Genomic DNA, 15811 nt, shown 5'->3' with positions numbered 1-15811 from the left:
AAATCCAGGTCAACGGTGACGGAGCCGACGTAATGCAGATCCGCGTGCGTGACGGTGGCACGGTGGATTTTGGACTTGAACATTGTGCGGTTCATCTGCTGCTCCAGATCGAGATTTCGTTCATAGTCTTGGGAAGGCGCGCAACGCTGACCAGATCGAGTTCTGGCCTGGCCACCCTATCTGGGCCACGGATCGGCGTGGGCCCACTGGTACCCCACAAATACCTCGTTGCCTCGAGCCTGCTCCACCATCATTCGCGTATCTGTACCCTGGGCCGAAATCCAAAGAATTGAGCTGTCCGGCATAACCGAATCGACGGTGCCCGTTCGGACAGTCTTTCCGCCAAGTCGTATCTCGACGTACTGCCCAAGGGCACGTTGCCAGTCCGGTTGCAGATGCAAGTCCATGCTTGATTCTCCTCTGTTCCTTGGGGGTTCTTCGCCACCCGCCATGTCCGAACCCGCAGGGGTAGCGGGGGCGCTGGCTGTCCGAGCGGTCACCGAACTGGTGTCACTCGGACACCAAACCTGACACCTCGCCGAGCCGACGGAGCTCGTCGGCCGTGAGTTCGATGTTTGCCGCCGCCAGCAGATCGGGCAGCTGTTCGACCGTGCGCGCCGAGGCAATCGGCGCCGCGATTCCAGGCTGGGCCAGCAGCCACGCGAGCGCGATCGAGCTGGCTGCGCACTCTCGTTCCGTGGCGATCCTGCGTAATTCCGACACCACCATGAACGATTCGTCGCTGACGTAGCGGTTCAAGAAACTTTGCCTCGATGTGCCGTGGATGTCGTCGGCGTTTCGGTATTTGCCGGTGAGCAGCCCGGCTGCGAGGGCGAAGTACGGGGTGACCCCGAGGTGATGCCGCGCCACGCGAGGCGCCAGATCTAGCTCATAAGGAACCCGTTTGACCAGGTTGTATTGCGGCTGCAGCACCACCGGCAGAGCGAACCCGTTCGCCTCCGCAACGGCGAACCATTCGTCGATTCTGTCCCCGCTGTAGTTCGATAACCCGACAAAACGCACCCAGCCACGCCTGACCAGCTCGTCGAACGCCCCAGCCGTTTCCTCGAGTGGAACCGAGGGGTCGTCGTAATGCGCGTAGTAGATGTCGATGTAATCGGTGCCGAGCCGGATGAGAGACGCGGCAGCGGCGGCGAGAACGTTGCTACGGGACAGCCCGGGGAACGACGGATGTTTGCTGACTTTAGTTCCGATGACAACGCTGTCCCTGTTGATCCGCTGCGCCATCCATTCGCCGATGATCGTCTCGGATTCACCGCCGGAATGCCCAGGCGGCCACGCCGAATACACGTCGGCAGTATCGATGAAATCGCCGCCAGCATCTCGATAAGCGTCGAGTACGTCGAACGATTCTTCGCGATCAGCGGTCCAGCCGAAGACATTGCCACCGAGAGATAAGGGAAATACGTCGAGCGTGCTCGAACCGACCAGCGCCATTTTGCCCTGCTTTCTTTCGTACATATTACACGTAGCTAACTAATTTCTGTAGACTGACTTGCATGCCATTCCTCCACACCCACGGTGCCGAGCTCTACTACGAGACAGCAGGAAGGACCCACCATCCGGTACTCGTACTGCTCCACGCGGGCGTGGCGACGCTTCGCATGTGGGATGCTCAGACCGATGCGCTGGCGACCGACCACTTCGTCGTCAGGTTCGACGCGCGGGGGTATGGCCGCACGACGAGCGACGGCACCCCGTTCACGAACCATGGTGACGTCGTCGCTTTGCTTGATCACCTCGGCGTGGCGGCCGCAACTCTGGTCGGCTCGTCGAGGGGCGGCATGATCGCCGTCAATACGGCGGTGGTGCATACTGACCGGGTTGACGGCGTCGTTACGATCGGATCGGGCATCGAGGGTTTCCCGCCCACCACGCCGACCGATTCCGAGAGCGCCCTCTTCGCAGGAATATCCGAACTGACCGCCCTCGGAGACAGGCCGCAAGCGAAGCGACTTGAGGTCGAGCTCTGGGTCTTCGGGCCCGAGCGCGATGCGAAGGACCTCGACCCCGCGTTCGTCGCGCGCGCCTTCGAACTCAACCAGCCAAACGTCGAGCGGGGCGAGGAGCCTCCAAACTCACTGCCGCTCCAGCCTTCGGCATATAGCCGTCTCGCCTCGATGACCGCACCGGCGCTCATCACGGTGGGCGACTTCGACGTGTCGCGTATGGCGATCATCGCTGATGTTCTCGTCGAAGTGCTTCCGCATTCTGAAGGGCATCGGTTCGCGAAATCCGCGCATTTGCCGAGCGTCGAAGAGCCGCAAGAGTTTCTGCGTGTGCTCCGGGAGTGGCTCGGGCGCCACTCCTTATGAACAGAGTGTCGCCTATCCTGGTCACCGCGCCTGCCAGACCGGCTGACGCTTCTCAACGAAAGCTCGCGCACCCTCGCCGGCATCCTTCGAGTCGAAGATCTCCGCCACCGTCGCATCGATGTTCACCCACGACTCATCGTTCCAAACAGACTGATTGACGTTCTCATAGACCAATCGCTTCGACGCCTGCACGGCGAGCAGTGCGTTGCCGGCGATGCCACGGGCGAGGTTCATCGCCACCTCCACATGCGTTCCCGAGGGCGCAACCTTGTTCACTAGCCCCCAGCTCTCGGCGGTCCCGGCCGAAATGGGCTCTCCACTGAGCAACAGCTGAAGGGCTACCTTCTGCGGCAGCTGCTGCGCTATGCGTGATGCCCCGCCTCCCGCAGCGAACAATCCGCGTGTCACTTCGGACCGAATCGCGTGCCCTCTTCGGCAACGATCAGGTCGCAAGCGAGCGCGATTTCAAGCCCTCCGCCGAGGGCGAAACCATGCACTGCGGCGATGGTCGGCTTCGCTGAGAAATGCCGGACGAAGCCAGCGAACCCCCACTCGGGATGCTCGGGCAAAATCAGGCCCTCTCCAGCCGTGAAGGCCTTGAGATCTTGGCCGGCGCAGAACGCCTTGCCGGCGCCGGTGATGACGGCGACGCGAAGCTCATCGGTGTTGTTCAGCAGCTCGATGGCGGAGCCGAGTGCCGCAGCAAGCCCGAAGTTCACCGCGTTGCGAGCGTCGGGGCGGTTCAGGGTGATGAGCAGTACGTGACCGTGGTTCTCTGCACGAACCACCCCGTCGAGCAAGACGGTCGAATCCGGAGTCTGGTCAGGCATGTTCATCCTGTTTCGGGACTCGTATTATGAGCGCATCACCTTGGCCACCTCCGCCGCAGAGCGCGGCGGCGCCGATTCCGCCGCCGCGCCGTTTGAGTTCGAGGGCGAGCGTGAGCAGAATGCGGGCTCCTGACATTCCGATGGGGTGACCGATCGCAATCGCTCCCCCGTTCACATTCACCCGGTCAAGGCCGATGCCTAGCTCGGCGGCGGAAGCCAATGCGACAGCGGCGAACGCCTCGTTGATTTCGACGAGATCGAGATCGGCCGGTTTGATTCCCTCACGTTTGCACGCCAGCGCTATGGCGTTCGCAGGCTGTGACTGCAGGCTCGAATCCGGGCCGGCAACCATGCCGTGGGAGCCGATCTCGGCGAGCCAGGTGATTCCGGAGGCCTCCGCCTTTTCTTTGTCCATGATGATCAGCGCGCATGCACCGTCAGAAACCGGCGAGGCGTTTCCGGCGGTGATGGTTCCGTCTGCCCTGAACGCCGGGCGCAGCGCCCCCAGCGTGGCGGTCGTGGTGTCGGGCCGGATGCTCTCGTCCCTGCTGACGACGATGGATTCGCCTTTTCGCTGTGGTATTTTCACCGACACCACTTCGTCATCGAAGAGTCCGTTCTGCCATGCGGCTGCCGCACGCTGATGCGAGGCGGCCGCGAAGGCGTCTTGTGATTCGCGGCTCATCGGGTCGTCGTCGTTCACCCGCTCCGTGAGCAGCCCCATTGCTTCGGCCGTGAATGCGTCTTCGAGACCGTCGACGGCCATGTGGTCGACCATCGTGATCGGGCCGAACTTCGTGCCCTGGCGGGAGCCTGTCAGCAAGTGCGGCGCCTTTGTCATCGACTCCTGCCCACCTGCGACGATAACTCCGAAGTCTCCTGTACGAATGAATTGGTCTGCCAGAATCACCGCCTGAATGCCCGAAAGGCACACCTTGCTCACCGTGGTGGAGGCGACCGACATGCTCACGCCGCCTTTGTTGGCCGCCTGTCGCGCAGGCAACTGCCCCGCCCCTGCGGTGAGAACCTGGCCCATGATGACATATTCCACGGCCGGGGCCGGCATGGCTGCCCTTTCGAGGGCTGCAGCGATGGCAATCCCGCCCAAGTCGGCCGCGTCGAACGATGACAGGCCGCCGAGGAGTTTTCCGATGGGGGTCCTCGCTCCCGCCACAATGACTGAGCTGCTCATGCACGTACCTCTTTCACGTCTTGCGTTGATGCCCCTTGTGGGCTGACCAGTGACCTGAAGCTCACTGCGGCGCCATGCGCAGTGCGCCGTCCATTCGAATGGTCTCGCCGTTGAGGTAGTCGTGCTGCGCGATCATGACCACGAGTTGTGCATACTCGTCAGGGCGGGCGAGCCGGTGCGGAAACGGCACCCCGGCCGAGAGCGAGGCGTTGACCTCTTCGCCGAGCGCGGCCAGCAGCGGAGTGTCGACGATTCCCGGGGCGATCGTGTTCACGCGAATTCCGTAACGGGAGAGGTCGCGGGCGGCGGGCAGCGTCATCGCGACGACGCCGCCCTTCGACGCCGCGTAGGCGATCTGTCCGATCTGGCCCTCATAGGCAGCCACCGATGCGGTGTTCACGATCAACCCGCGTTGCCCCGTGTCGTCTGGCTCAGTACCCGCGATCACCTCGGCCGCGAGTCGAAGCACGTTGAACGAACCGATGAGGTTGATCGAAAGGGTCTTCTCGAAGAGGCCGAGTTCATGGGCGCCCTTCGACGAGATGATGCGCCGGGCGGGTGCAATGCCCGCGCAGTTGATGGCAAGCCGGAGTGGCGGGTCGTCGTCGCGTATGGTCGATAACGCAGCGAGAACCGCTTCTTCGCTCGTGACGTCGGCCCCGACCATCCTGATGCCGGGTCGATCTTCACCAGCGTTTGCTTCGACTGCGCCCGGCAAGTCGAGGCCGATGACCGATGCGCCCTGCTTGGCGAGGGCCGAGGCTGTCGCCGCGCCCAGTCCGGATGCCGCACCGGTGACCAGCGCAGTGATTCCCGAGATCTGCATTTCTTCTCCATTTCAGTTCAGTGGTGTCACGTCGCCGCGAGCCACAAGGGTGCCCAGTGCGTCGACGACCCGCACGCAACCGCTGCCGTGTTCGCCGGCGGGCTCGCCGATCGTGAGCGTCTGCGAATTCGTCACCGGTTTCAGCAGCCGATACGAGAACTCAGCACCGAATACATTCGTGCCGCGAGCACGAAGGGCCTCCGCCATCAGCAGAATCTGCAACGGACCGTGGATCACCAGGCCTGCGTGCCCCTCCGATAACGCAAACGCCTCGTCGTAGTGGATGCGATGCGAGTTCGAGGTGTACATCGAGAAAAGGAACAGGGCGACCGGGTCGGCGGCGAAGGTCAGCTCGGGCGTGACCGGTTCGTCAGGCGGCGCGGATGGGGCTGGCCGCCTGAGCTGCGGCGACGCGGCCGGCGCCGAGTCCCCCGGTTTTGAATCGACCGGCTTCGACGTCAGCGGCCGGTATACGATGTCGTGCTCCTCACTGACCGCGCGTTCGCCGTTTTGCTCGAAGTCGTGCCGAACGGTCACGAATGTCAGCGGGCCCGACCGGCCGACCTTCTGGGCCGTCCTGACCACCTGGCTCATCTTGGTGGTCTCGATGCCCAGTGCCAACGGCCGCAGGTGCCGCGTGCGGCCGCCGGCGAACATCCGCGAATGAGCTCCAGGCGGCGGCTCGGGCATTCCGTGTAGCGGATGTCCATCGACCCCGAGCTCGTCTCTGCGCCACCAGTCAAGCAAATACACCGCGTGCCACATCGGCGGCAACCCGTCGCCGAAACCGCCCGGCTCAACACCGAGCAGCGCGCCAAGGGCAACAGCCGGCCCTTCGTCGAGCACCGCGTGGCGCGTCACAACCCGCGAGTGCATTTAGAGCACGACACGCATCTCTAGGGGGGCACGCATTTTCACGCCTTCTTCGACGGGAACGAACCCGTCTGCGAGACGCATGCCGGGAAAGCGGTCGAGCAGCGCATTCACACCGATCTCGAGCTCGTTTTTCGCCAGCATCGCACCGACGCAGGCGTGCACACCGAACCCGAACGCGAAATGCTCCCCGGAGCCGCTGAAGGCCTTATCGTGCTTGAAATCGGTGCGGTAGGGGTCGAAGGTCTCCGAGTGCGCGAAACGGCGTTCGTCACGATTCGCCGATGCAATGACGAGGTGCACCAGCGAGCCGGCGGGAATGTGGACTCCCGACACCTCGACGTCTTCAGAGACGACCCGGCCGTTCATCTGCGACGGCGGGGTGACCCGCAGCGTCTCACTGATGACCGGAATCACGAGGGAACGGTCATCCCGAACCGCCTCGAAGAACGAACGCTCGGTGAGAAGGTGTCGAAAGATGCTTCCGAAGGTCTTGTCGGTGGTCTCGGCGCCAGCGTTGAGCAATTGCGTCACATGCGTCTTGACCTCCTCGTCTTCGAGCCTTTCCCCCTCGACCTCAGCGGTGGCGAGAGTCGAGATGAGATCGGTGCCGGGATTCGCGCGCCTCTCCTGGATGATCGGATCGAGGTATTCGCGTAATTCGACCCGTGCCTTGATGCCCTTGCGGTGTACCTCAGGATCTTTCGTGAGGTTCGCCAAGAAGGCGATCATGTGCCCGTACCAGTTGAGAAACCGGCTCTCGTCTTCCTTGGGCAGATCGAGCATCGCCGTGATCACCGAAACGGGCAAGTGATGCGCGAAGACCTCGAGCAGATCGACTTCGTCGCCCGGTTTGAGCGGTTCGATCAGGCCGTCGACGCTCTTCTGAACGCCACCGTCAAGGATCTGCCTGACATTCTGCCTGATCAGGGGCATCCAGCTCTCGAGACCTTCGCCACGAAAGTTGGGGCTCACCAGGGCCCTCTTTCGCGCGTGCTCGCGACCCTCTAACTGCAGCAGGCTGCGACCGAAAACGGGCTCAAGCTGCCACTCGTAGTTTCGCGAAGTGAAAATGGGATTTCGGTAGGCAGCAGCGACGTCTGCATGCCGGGTGATGAGGTACGACTCGGTGCTCTCGTCATAGTGCACAGGGTCCTCGGCCCGCAACGCGCGGTACACGGCATACGGATCGGCCGACCCCTCATGCGAAAGCAGCAGTGGAACGTTCGAAGCACTCATTGCCATGATCTCCCGATTCAAAATGCGGGGAGGAGTTTGATGTCTTCGCCCGAGCTGACGAACCACCGCGTGACGTGGCGCTTGAAAAAGCGCCACTTGCCGTCGGCACGGCGCTCGTACTCGTCGTCGTACGTTGCAGCCACGAAGCTGACCTTGCCATCGTGGTGCTCACAGATCGCGAAACAGTCGCTGCGACCGGTCGCCGCGTCAGCCGACGTGAATTGGACCACGTGATTCGTCGTCCAATGGTTCGTGCTCTTCCAGGCCTCGTCGATCACGACCAGCGACTGGCGAATGCCGTCCGTGTTGAAGAAGTCACCCCTGCCGCCCGGAATCAGGTACGAGGCGTCATCGTGCCAGAGTGTCATGAATTTCTCGACGTTCTGACGGTCGACTCCCTCACAGTATGCCGCCACCAATTCACTCAGTTCGGTGCGGCTCTCGAGCTCATCGAGGCGCTGCTCGAGAGACTTCTGTACAGTCGTGCTGCCCATCTCATACTCCCTTGTACTTTGCGGTGGTCCGCGGTGCGACGATTCAGCGAAGACGGTCCGGGTAGTCCGCCGGAAGGTCTTCGGCGGCGAGTGGTTCGATCTGACGATCGACCACGTAGCGGTCCTCGCCAAGGGCCTTTCCTTCGTCGTCGAACTTCCAGAACACAACCGTTCGACCCGACAGCATGTAGTGACGGCTGCTCTCGTCGTCTTCTGCGATGAAGCCCAGTTCTTTGGCCACGGCCGAGGTGAGAATCTGACGGTAACCGCCGTCGGACATGATCTCGTCGTCGGAGATCATGAGCCGGTCTTTGATCGACTCGATCACGTACGACCCGCTCTCGACCATGTGCTCATAGTTTGCCACGACCGCTTCCATACCCTTGGGCCCGGTGTCCCCCAGCACATTGGCGTACACGCCGTACTCGTGGTACTGGGGGTCGGCGCACAGCGACGGGATGACGAGTGACAAGTCGGCGATGACCTCACCCTTCGCATGCAGAACGACGGCGTCAAGCTGGCGGCGCTGCCGTTCGTTCTGCGCCTTGTGCATGTGCGGTTCGTAGCTCGTATAGGTCAGACTTGCGTCAAATTTCATCATTGAACACTTCCATTAGAGAGAAGCCAGGTGGTTTCTCGAACCGGATTTGCGGGGCCACATTCTCACCTTAGAGAACTTGGCTTCGGTAAATACATTACGATGTAAACTAATTTCTATCAAGCCATTTTCGATCAAAGTTTCATCGCATTTCGACGCGATTCCCGCGGGACGATTCCAGCGCCGATTCAACTCCTTCGGAGCGCAGTTCGCGCAAGAAGTTGTACTCGCCTGGCTGGAAGTGGATGTTGCTCAGCGAGGCACTGACGACAGTCGTGGCGGCGAACGAGAGATCGATACCCATCTTTGCCAGCGAGGCGAAAACGGCGTACTTCTCACTCACGATGCCGTCGCGCATGATCGACGCGCACATGATCGCAAGCTCTTCGACCTTGGCACCGCGGTCGGCCGACGACCCTGTCCAGTCGATCAGACCGTAGGCCAGGGCATCCTGAGCGGACCAGTTAAGACCGAGAAACATGAGGTCTTTGGCGCGCTTGAGCCCGACCAGGGCGATCAACAGCGACAGGTCGCCATCAGCACCGATGTTGCGCCACCTCGGGTTGCCGAACCGCGCATCGTGTGAGGCGACCACCAGGTCGCAGCACAGGGCGAAGTACAACCCGGTCTCGAGGCAATCGCCCTTTGCCTCGAGGATGGTGACCTTGCGGCACTTCAGCAGCCGGGAGTAGAGCCCCTTGGGCCCCCACCAGTTCTCGTCGAGCGCAACGAGCCTGGCGCGCTGGCTGGGGTGTTTGCGTATCGAGCCGCCGGGAGCGTCGAGGTACTGCCGCCAGACCTCTTCGGCATCCCATCCTGTGCTCAGGTGATCGCCTTCTCCGCTCAGGACGACGACCTTGATGTCGTCTTCGCTCTCGACCTCATCGAGGTACACGCAGATTGCGGCCGCCATCTGCGCGTCGATGGCGTTGCCCGCCTCCGGCCGGCGCAGCGTGATGCGCGCGATGTGCGATTCCCGGTCGAGGTCGAGGGTGACGCGTGATTCACTCATTGGTTTCTCCGTGACTCACGAGCAGGCCCGCCGAATAGAAGCTCGCCATATCGAATTCCCTTCCTACGCCTGATGCATCGAGCACCGCCTGTTGCAGCATTTTTGTCATGACCACGCCGTCGAGCGGCATCAGGGCCGCCGAGGCGGCCATGTCGAGCGCTGTTGTGCTCAGGTCATCGCGGTCGACGACCCGATTGACCAGCCCGAACGCATCGGCTTGGGCCGCGTCGATCCCATAGTCGCGAATCAACCAGGCTTTGGCCCTGTTCAACCGAATGGTGAGCGCCGCCAGCACGAAGTTGGCTTCCGGATGATCTGCGAACGGCGAGGCGAACCGCGCGTCGCTAGCTGCCACTGTGAGGTCTGACGAGAGCACGAGCAAGCTGCCCGCCCCCGCGCATTCCCCCGCGACCTCGGTGAGAATCACCTTCTTCGAGAAGGTCATGCTCTGATATAGCGCGGCCGCACCCGCGAAGTTGCGGCTCCACTCGGTGAAGATCACGGAGGCGCCAGGGTCGGGGGCCGGCTGGAACGGAGCGAAGTCACCGCGGGCGCGCAGAACGATGACCTTGACGAAGTCGTCGTCAGAGAGGTCGACCACGGCATTGCGCAGTTCGGTCGCGAAAGCCGCGTCGCCGCGTGAGAGCGGTGAGAAGTCGTCGACTTCGATGACGCCCACCCAATTCTTGATCGTGATGTCCACGGCTCAGCTCCTCTCTGTTGCAGTGGTTGTGGCGGACGCGGTCGGTGCGGGCTGCGTGACCCGGGGGTCGGCCGCCCCTTGCCGCTTCTTGTCGGCGTCGAGCGCGCCGCCCACACCGACCTCCTTCGCCGTTTTCCAGAAATCGAGTTCGTCGGGTGCCGTCTGCAGGAAGTGCGACACCAGTAGGCCCGTAATCGATGGCACGCTCGTGTCCATGACTCCTTCGGCGGCTTTGATTCGTGCCTTTAGATAGAGCAACTTCTGCAGAGGGTTCCGGGCGATCTCCTCGGCAACGCTTTGCGCTGCGGAGCCGAGGTCTGCCACGGCGGCTGTCTGGTGCACCAGGCCGAGGTCTTTTGCTTCGATGCCGGACATCGGCATGGCCGTGAATCCCGTGCGCCTGGCAGCCTTCGTGCCCAGAATGCGGTTGATGTGCACGCTTGCGACCGCGCCGGCCGGGCCGAGAAAGCGGGCTTCGAGAGCACCGATTTTCGCGTCGTCGCTCGCAACCACCACGTCGCACTTGCAGGCGATCATGAAGTAAGCGGCTGCGGCGCAATAGCCGTGGATCTGGGCGATCGTCACCTTCGACGAGCGCGATATCGCCTGGCTGAAACCGAGACGCCCCCACGCCATGTCTGCTCCGTATCGGTAGCCGACATTCAGCGTTCGACGCCGTTCGTGCGGCCGGCGCTGGCCCCACTCTTCGTTGATCTCGTTGCCACTGCAGAAGGACCGGCCGTTGCCCCGAAAGATGATGACCTTGACGTCGGTATCGGTTTCGGCCTCTGCCATCAGGTCGACGATTCGATCACGCATGGGCACACTCATCGCGTTGTGCTTCTCGGGGCGGTTGAGCGTAATCGTCGCCACCCCGGTTCGCCGGTCGACTTCGTAGAGCACAAGCTGCGGCGCGGCCGCAATGCTCTCTTTTGTGCCGTAGCGCGTCATCTGCGTTCTCCTGTTTCGTTGTCGTGTGTGTAGATCTCGACGACGCCGCGGGCGGCAAGGTCCGTGATCTGCTCTCGGGTCAGCCCAGCAATGAGGAGTTCCTCGATCGTGTCTTCACCGAGTTCAGGCGTCACAGTTCCCAGCCGGCCCGGCGTTCGCTCGAGATGGAATGGCAGTCCCACCGTTTTGACGGAGCCCCATTTTCTGTCTTCTTGCTCCACGATGTACCCGTTAGCCAGGGCATCCGGGTCATCGGCAAGGTCGAGAAAGCTGTTCACGAGAGCCACGGGAACGTTGTTTGCCCGCAAGATCCCGACCCACTCGTCACGACCCTTGGTCAGAAATGTCTCCTCAATCATCGGTTCGAGAATGTCGCGTTGCTTTTCACGCGCCCGGCTCTTGGCAAACCTTTCGTCCTCGAACAGGTCTTGCCGGCCGAGCGCCGCGGTGAGATGCACCCACAGCTTCTGGTCGGTCGCCGCGATCACCAGCCATTTGCCGTCGCCGGCCTTGAATGCGCCCGATGTGGAGGTGACTCGGCTGCCGCCGAGCCTGAAAACCTTGTTCTGGTCCAGTGCAATCGTCACTTCAGCCGTGTGCAGGCCGATCGCCGCACCCATGAGCGACGCATCCACTCGCTGGCCTTGTCCCGTTCGTTCGCGAACGAACAAGGCGGTGAGCACCGCCATGGCGAGAAACATGCCACCGGCTGTGTCGGCAAGGCCCCTGGTAGCGAGCCGGGGCTCGCCCTCGATCCCGCGGTTGAAATCGGATACGCCCGAAACCGCCTGTGCGACCATGTCAAACATCGGCTCGGCTGCGTTCGGCCCGTGCGGACCGTAACCCGATGCCGCGGCGAAAATGACCTTCGGATTCACGGCCCGCACCTGCTCGTAACCGAGCCCGAGACGCTCCATTACACCAGGGCGAAAATTCTCGATCACGACATCGCACGTTGCCGCCAACTTCAGAATGAGTTCGCGCCCTTCGTCGGTTGTGATATCGACCGCCATCGAGCGCTTGCCCCGGTTCAGGCTGTGGAAAAACCCGCCGAAGCCGGCCGGTGAAAGGCGAAGACGCCTGTCCCACTCGCCACCCGGGCGCTCCACTTTCACGACTTCGGCACCGAGGTCTGCGAAGATGCGCGTCGCATACGGCCCTTGCATGAAGCGCGTGAAGTCGAGAACCCGAACGCCGTCGAGTGCCCCGGCAGGCAGCGAGGCGATTTTCGGGGCCACCGTCGTTTCTTCAATCGCCCGTTCGGCGATCTGTTCAGGCCTGGACATGGTCGACCTCCGCGGCCTCGATCGTCGAAACCAACACGTCAAGGCCCTCCACCCCGCGGCTGGTGATGCGCAAGGGATTGACTTCGAGCGCCTCGAGCTGGTCGCCCAGGGAGAGGCCGGCGCGGCTGATCGCGAGAATGGCCTCGCTAAGCGCTTCAAGGTCGACCGGCGCCGTTCCCCGAGCGCCCTTCAGCAGAGCAGACCCCTTGAGTTCGTCGAGCATCTCGGCGATGTCAGACGCGACCACGGGGAGAACCCGGATGCTGCTGTCTTTCAGTGTCTCGACCCAGATGCCGCCCAGAGCCACCGTGAGGACCGGGCCGAACGTCGGATCTGCCGTGATACCGACCAGCAGTTCGGGACCCGGTTCGCGCATCGGCGACACCAGCACACCCCGAATGTCCGCGCCCGGTACGTTGGCTGAAGACGACTCGATGATGCGGTCGAAAGCCGAACGCGCGGCATCCACATCTGTAACCCCAAGCGCGACACCGCCGACGTCAGACTTGTGCGGAATGTCCCTTGAGCATACCTTCATGGCGACGGGACCGGTCATTTCCGCGGCGGCCGACGCCGCCTCATCAGCGGTCGTCACGAGTCGCGCGGGCACCATCGGCACGCCGGCAGATTCGAGAAGGGCACGCCCCGCTGCTTCGTCCCACGAGCCAACCGGGAAGACCTGCTGCGGGCGTTCGGGAACACCGTGCGAAGCCTCTCGCCCGAGGATGCGCGCGCTCTGGTCGATCCAGCGCATCATGTAGCCGATCGACGACATCGCCAGATCGACTCCGGGCAGAAGGTAGATTCCGTTCTTCTGCAACAAGTCGCGCGGATACTCGTGAATATCGAGCGCGGTGTTCGACGAGAAAAAGATCGGTACGGGCGACGCCTTCGCGATCTGTCCGATGATCTCCATGCGACTCTCGATGGAGACAGGATCACTCGGTTTCACCTGCGGCAGAGGCGTCATCATGGTGAAAATGAAGTCCATTCCGGGGTCTTCGGCAGCGATCTCCATCAGATCGTCTTCGGCCTTGGTGTGCCGCGGCCGTTCGCGAGCATGCCCGAAACCGGTCGTGTCTAGCGGATTGAGGGTCGAGGCGAACGGCGGAAGCATTTCTCTCAGTCCGTTGATCGTCTCTTTCCCCCATGCGGGCAGAACCAGGTCATGATTGCTCGCCAGGTCAGCGATCACGTTGCAGCCGCCGCCGGACGACGTGACGACGCCCATGCGCCTGCCCTTGGGCCGACGGTCGGTGTAACCCAACAGCCCGACTGTTGAGACGAGCTCTTCGAGACTCTCGACACGCACGATTCCCGCCTGCTTGAAGGCAGCATCGACGACCGCATCATTCGTCGCCATCGCGCCCGTGTGTGCCATGGCCGAGCGCATCCCCTCCTCACTTCGTCCTGCCTTGTAGACCACGACCGGCTTACCCGCCTCGAGGGCCCGGTGAGAAACCTCGATGAAACGGTCAGGGTCGCGCACGGTCTCGAGAAAGAGCGCGATGGATTTCGTCGATTCATCGTCGACGAGGTAGTCGAGAACGTCCAGGGTGTTCATGACTGCGGAATTGCCGAGCGAAGCCCACGTGCTGATGCCGACGGCATGCGCCTGAGCGAACTCGTAAGTGGCCCGCGAGATGGAACCGCTTTCGAATACGGCGCTCACCGGCCCCGCGACGGGCGCATAATGCGAGGCCACCGCCCACGGCGCGATGCCGAGGGTGCCGTTGATGAACCCGATGGTGTTCGGGCCCATGATGGTGATGTCGAGCTCTTCGGCCGTGCGCTGCAGTTCCAGCTGGCGCAACCGGCCTTCTTCGCCGGTTTCGCCATACCCGGCCGCGAGAACCACGGCATTGTGGATGCCCGCGACCGCCGCGTCTTCGAGAATCTCGATGACCCGGCCCGGCCCCACCATGATGAACGCCATGTCGACCGGTTCGGTCAGATCGCGCAGCGTCGGCACTGTGCGGTGCCCAAAAAGTTCAGGATATTTCGGATGCACGAAAACGAGCTTTTCCACCCCGCCCCCGAGACGGAGACTGTTCATCAGATTGATGGCCCAGCTGGAGCTGCTTGAAGCGCCGACGATGGCGATGCTTCGAGGCTCGAGGAACGCTCGAATGCGATCGGGCGTGACAAGTGCTCGGCGTGCGGTTAGTTCAGCGACGGCCATCAAGGCCTCCTTACAGTGAATGCGCTTGTTCAATGGAATTTAGTTTACCATGTTCATTATTTTTGTAAAGGAAAGCCCGCCCGGCGTTCGAAGCGGAGGCGGGCCTTCCGTGTGGGGCTGGTTACGGCTTGAACGCGACCAGCAGTTGAGTCGACGGGTCGTATTTCAGCGTGACCATCTCGTCTTTGAACGCTTGCGCACTGTTCGCGAACGACATGGTGCCAGCCGCTTTTCCGGAGACGCCTTCGAACGGCGCGAGGCCCTTGAGCGCGGCACGAAGGGCGTCACCGTCAGTGACGCCCTTCGTCACATCGAGCGCCTTTGCCAGGGAAATGAATCCGTCGTAGGTTTCACCCGCGGCTTCGGAAAGACCCCCGGCCGCCTGGGCTTCGGTACCGCCGTACGCAGCGGCGTACTTCGCGGCGAAGTCGGCATAGAGCGGCTTATCGGGCTGCTTGTTCTGGATGCTGTAGACGGGAACAGTGTTGTACGCGCCACCACCGATTCGAAGCGCATCGGGTGCAACGGGCGATGAAAATCCGATGAGCGGCACGACGAGTCCCTGTTCATTCATCGTCTTCACCATCAGCCCGGCATCAGCGGCTGACGAACCGATGATGATCACCCCATCGGGCTTTTCAGCCTGCATGGCCGCCACCGTCGACGCCAGGTCAGTCGCGTTCAGCTTGTAGCCGACAGGAGCCGCAGCGGTGATGCCTTTTGCTGTCAGAGCCTTGTCGACCGAATCGAACAAGGACGACCCGCTCGGTGAATCATCATGTACGACCAGAACGTTCTTCAGCTTCAGGTCTGACGCCGCCTGAGCCATTTGGTTCGGATAGTCGGACTGAACGTGCGTCGTGCGGAAGACGTACTTCGATCCGTCAGTCAACGCAGGCGAAATGGTCGAAGTCGACATGAAGACGATTTTGCGTGCGTCGGTCAATTGCCGAATGGCCAGTCCTTCGATCGTCGTGTACGCACCCGCGAAGATTTCGGCGCCATCGACAGTGAGGGCACGCTGGGCCACCTGGGCTGAGGCGTCGGCGGTGAGCTGGTCGTCGTAGACCTTCAACTGCAGCCCACGACCACCAGCACCGCCCCCGGCGTTAATCTTGGAGACCGCAAGGTTGGCCGCGTTGACCATTTGCTGTGCCGTTGCCTTGTTTCCGCTCGTAAGCGGAACGGGAAACGCCACGACCACAGGCTTGCTGGATGCAGAGCCTCCCCCGCCGCAGCCGACGAGCATCAACGCAGCAGCGACTGCAATCGCTGCTGGTACGAATAAC

General features: G+C 62.3%; 15 protein-coding genes and 1 pseudogene. 1 reads left to right on the top strand and 15 read right to left on the bottom strand.

The genetic code is table 11. The annotated features are described in order from the left end of the window. Together HNP00_RS21835 and HNP00_RS21830 are read right to left on the bottom strand one after the other, a co-directional pair. The coding region (locus HNP00_RS21835; protein WP_184741812.1) for an aspartate 1-decarboxylase at positions 1–95 on the bottom strand (95 nt) is incomplete at its 3' end. A 415-nt stretch (positions 96–510) separates the two neighbouring features. After that, on the bottom strand, positions 511–1458 hold the full coding sequence (locus tag HNP00_RS21830; RefSeq protein WP_184741811.1) for an aldo/keto reductase: 948 nt from the start codon (positions 1456–1458) through the stop codon (positions 511–513). 62 nt (positions 1459–1520) lie between these two features. On the opposite strand from HNP00_RS21830, the gene HNP00_RS21825 reads away from it, so the two are divergent. Then, on the top strand, positions 1521–2336 hold the full coding sequence (locus HNP00_RS21825; protein ID WP_184741810.1) for an alpha/beta fold hydrolase: 816 nt from the start codon (positions 1521–1523) through the stop codon (positions 2334–2336). A gap of 21 nt (positions 2337–2357) precedes the next feature. On the opposite strand, the pseudogene HNP00_RS23555 reads toward HNP00_RS21825, so the two are convergent. The 13 genes and pseudogenes from HNP00_RS23555 to HNP00_RS21760 all read right to left on the bottom strand — a co-directional run bounded on the left by HNP00_RS23555 (position 2358) and on the right by HNP00_RS21760 (position 15771). Beyond that, a pseudogene (locus tag HNP00_RS23555) lies at positions 2358–3166 on the bottom strand (enoyl-CoA hydratase-related protein). Next, positions 3159–4358, bottom strand: a complete 1200-nt coding sequence (locus HNP00_RS21815) for an acetyl-CoA C-acyltransferase (RefSeq protein WP_184741809.1) — start codon at positions 4356–4358, stop codon at positions 3159–3161. Before HNP00_RS21815 ends, HNP00_RS23555 begins: the two are co-directional and overlap by 8 nt. 61 nt (positions 4359–4419) lie before the next feature. After that, on the bottom strand, positions 4420–5184 hold the full coding sequence (locus HNP00_RS21810) for an SDR family NAD(P)-dependent oxidoreductase (protein ID WP_184741808.1): 765 nt from the start codon (positions 5182–5184) through the stop codon (positions 4420–4422). Positions 5185–5196: 12 nt separating this feature from the next. Next, positions 5197–6045, bottom strand: a complete 849-nt coding sequence (locus tag HNP00_RS21805) for a mesaconyl-C4 CoA hydratase (RefSeq protein ID WP_184741807.1) — start codon at positions 6043–6045, stop codon at positions 5197–5199. A 15-nt stretch (positions 6046–6060) separates the two neighbouring features. Then, positions 6061–7296: a cytochrome P450 gene (locus tag HNP00_RS21800; protein WP_184741815.1), complete on the bottom strand. Its 1236-nt coding sequence runs from the start codon at positions 7294–7296 to the stop codon at positions 6061–6063. A 17-nt stretch (positions 7297–7313) separates the two neighbouring features. Next, the gene (locus tag HNP00_RS21795) at positions 7314–7790 is read right to left on the bottom strand and encodes a nuclear transport factor 2 family protein (RefSeq protein WP_184741806.1); all 477 of its coding nucleotides are present in this window, start codon (positions 7788–7790) and stop codon (positions 7314–7316) included. 43 nt (positions 7791–7833) lie between these two features. Continuing rightward, positions 7834–8391 (bottom strand): hypothetical protein, encoded by a 558-nt coding sequence (locus HNP00_RS21790; protein WP_184741805.1) that lies wholly within the window; start codon positions 8389–8391, stop codon positions 7834–7836. Between the two features lie 139 nt (positions 8392–8530). Further along, positions 8531–9400: an enoyl-CoA hydratase/isomerase family protein gene (locus HNP00_RS21785; protein ID WP_184741804.1), complete on the bottom strand. Its 870-nt coding sequence runs from the start codon at positions 9398–9400 to the stop codon at positions 8531–8533. Continuing rightward, a complete protein-coding gene (locus HNP00_RS21780; protein ID WP_184741803.1) occupies positions 9393–10103 on the bottom strand; it encodes an enoyl-CoA hydratase/isomerase family protein in 711 nt (236 codons plus the stop codon). The genes HNP00_RS21785 and HNP00_RS21780 overlap by 8 nt, the downstream gene beginning before the upstream one ends. A gap of 3 nt (positions 10104–10106) precedes the next feature. After that, positions 10107–11054 carry an enoyl-CoA hydratase/isomerase family protein gene (locus HNP00_RS21775; RefSeq protein WP_184741802.1) on the bottom strand — a complete coding sequence of 316 codons (948 nt, stop codon included), beginning with the start codon at positions 11052–11054 and terminating at the stop codon, positions 10107–10109. Next, complete coding sequence (locus HNP00_RS21770; protein ID WP_184741801.1) at positions 11051–12340, bottom strand: CaiB/BaiF CoA-transferase family protein; 1290 nt, start codon at positions 12338–12340, stop codon at positions 11051–11053. Before HNP00_RS21770 ends, HNP00_RS21775 begins: the two co-directional genes overlap by 4 nt. Further along, complete coding sequence (locus HNP00_RS21765) at positions 12327–14522, bottom strand: acetate--CoA ligase family protein (RefSeq protein WP_184741800.1); 2196 nt, start codon at positions 14520–14522, stop codon at positions 12327–12329. The genes HNP00_RS21770 and HNP00_RS21765 overlap by 14 nt, the downstream gene beginning before the upstream one ends. A gap of 121 nt (positions 14523–14643) precedes the next feature. After that, complete coding sequence (locus HNP00_RS21760) at positions 14644–15771, bottom strand: ABC transporter substrate-binding protein (protein ID WP_260405115.1); 1128 nt, start codon at positions 15769–15771, stop codon at positions 14644–14646. Between the last annotated feature and the right edge of the window lie 40 nt (positions 15772–15811).

It is taken from the genome of Arthrobacter sp. AZCC_0090 (assembly GCF_014207375.1).
Taxonomy (GTDB): Bacteria; Actinomycetota; Actinomycetes; order Actinomycetales; family Micrococcaceae; genus Arthrobacter.
This window is presented reverse-complemented; position numbering and strand designations above follow the sequence as displayed.

Bases quoted from the DNA above. Each gene is read 5' to 3' on its own strand.
- HNP00_RS21830 (WP_184741811.1), bottom strand. From the start codon at position 1,458: ATGGCGCTGGTCGGTTCGAGCACGCTCGACGTATTTCCCTTATCTCTC.
- HNP00_RS21825 (WP_184741810.1), top strand. From the start codon at position 1,521: ATGCCATTCCTCCACACCCACGGTGCCGAGCTCTACTACGAGACAGCA.
- HNP00_RS21815 (WP_184741809.1), bottom strand. From the start codon at position 4,358: ATGAGCAGCTCAGTCATTGTGGCGGGAGCGAGGACCCCCATCGGAAAA.
- HNP00_RS21810 (WP_184741808.1), bottom strand. From the start codon at position 5,184: ATGCAGATCTCGGGAATCACTGCGCTGGTCACCGGTGCGGCATCCGGA.
- HNP00_RS21800 (WP_184741815.1), bottom strand. From the start codon at position 7,296: ATGAGTGCTTCGAACGTTCCACTGCTGCTTTCGCATGAGGGGTCGGCC.
- HNP00_RS21795 (WP_184741806.1), bottom strand. From the start codon at position 7,790: ATGGGCAGCACGACTGTACAGAAGTCTCTCGAGCAGCGCCTCGATGAG.
- HNP00_RS21790 (WP_184741805.1), bottom strand. From the start codon at position 8,391: ATGATGAAATTTGACGCAAGTCTGACCTATACGAGCTACGAACCGCAC.
- HNP00_RS21785 (WP_184741804.1), bottom strand. From the start codon at position 9,400: ATGAGTGAATCACGCGTCACCCTCGACCTCGACCGGGAATCGCACATC.
- HNP00_RS21775 (WP_184741802.1), bottom strand. From the start codon at position 11,054: ATGACGCGCTACGGCACAAAAGAGAGCATTGCGGCCGCGCCGCAGCTT.
- HNP00_RS21770 (WP_184741801.1), bottom strand. From the start codon at position 12,340: ATGTCCAGGCCTGAACAGATCGCCGAACGGGCGATTGAAGAAACGACG.
- HNP00_RS21765 (WP_184741800.1), bottom strand. From the start codon at position 14,522: ATGGCCGTCGCTGAACTAACCGCACGCCGAGCACTTGTCACGCCCGAT.
- HNP00_RS21760 (WP_260405115.1), bottom strand. From the start codon at position 15,771: ATGCTCGTCGGCTGCGGCGGGGGAGGCTCTGCATCCAGCAAGCCTGTG.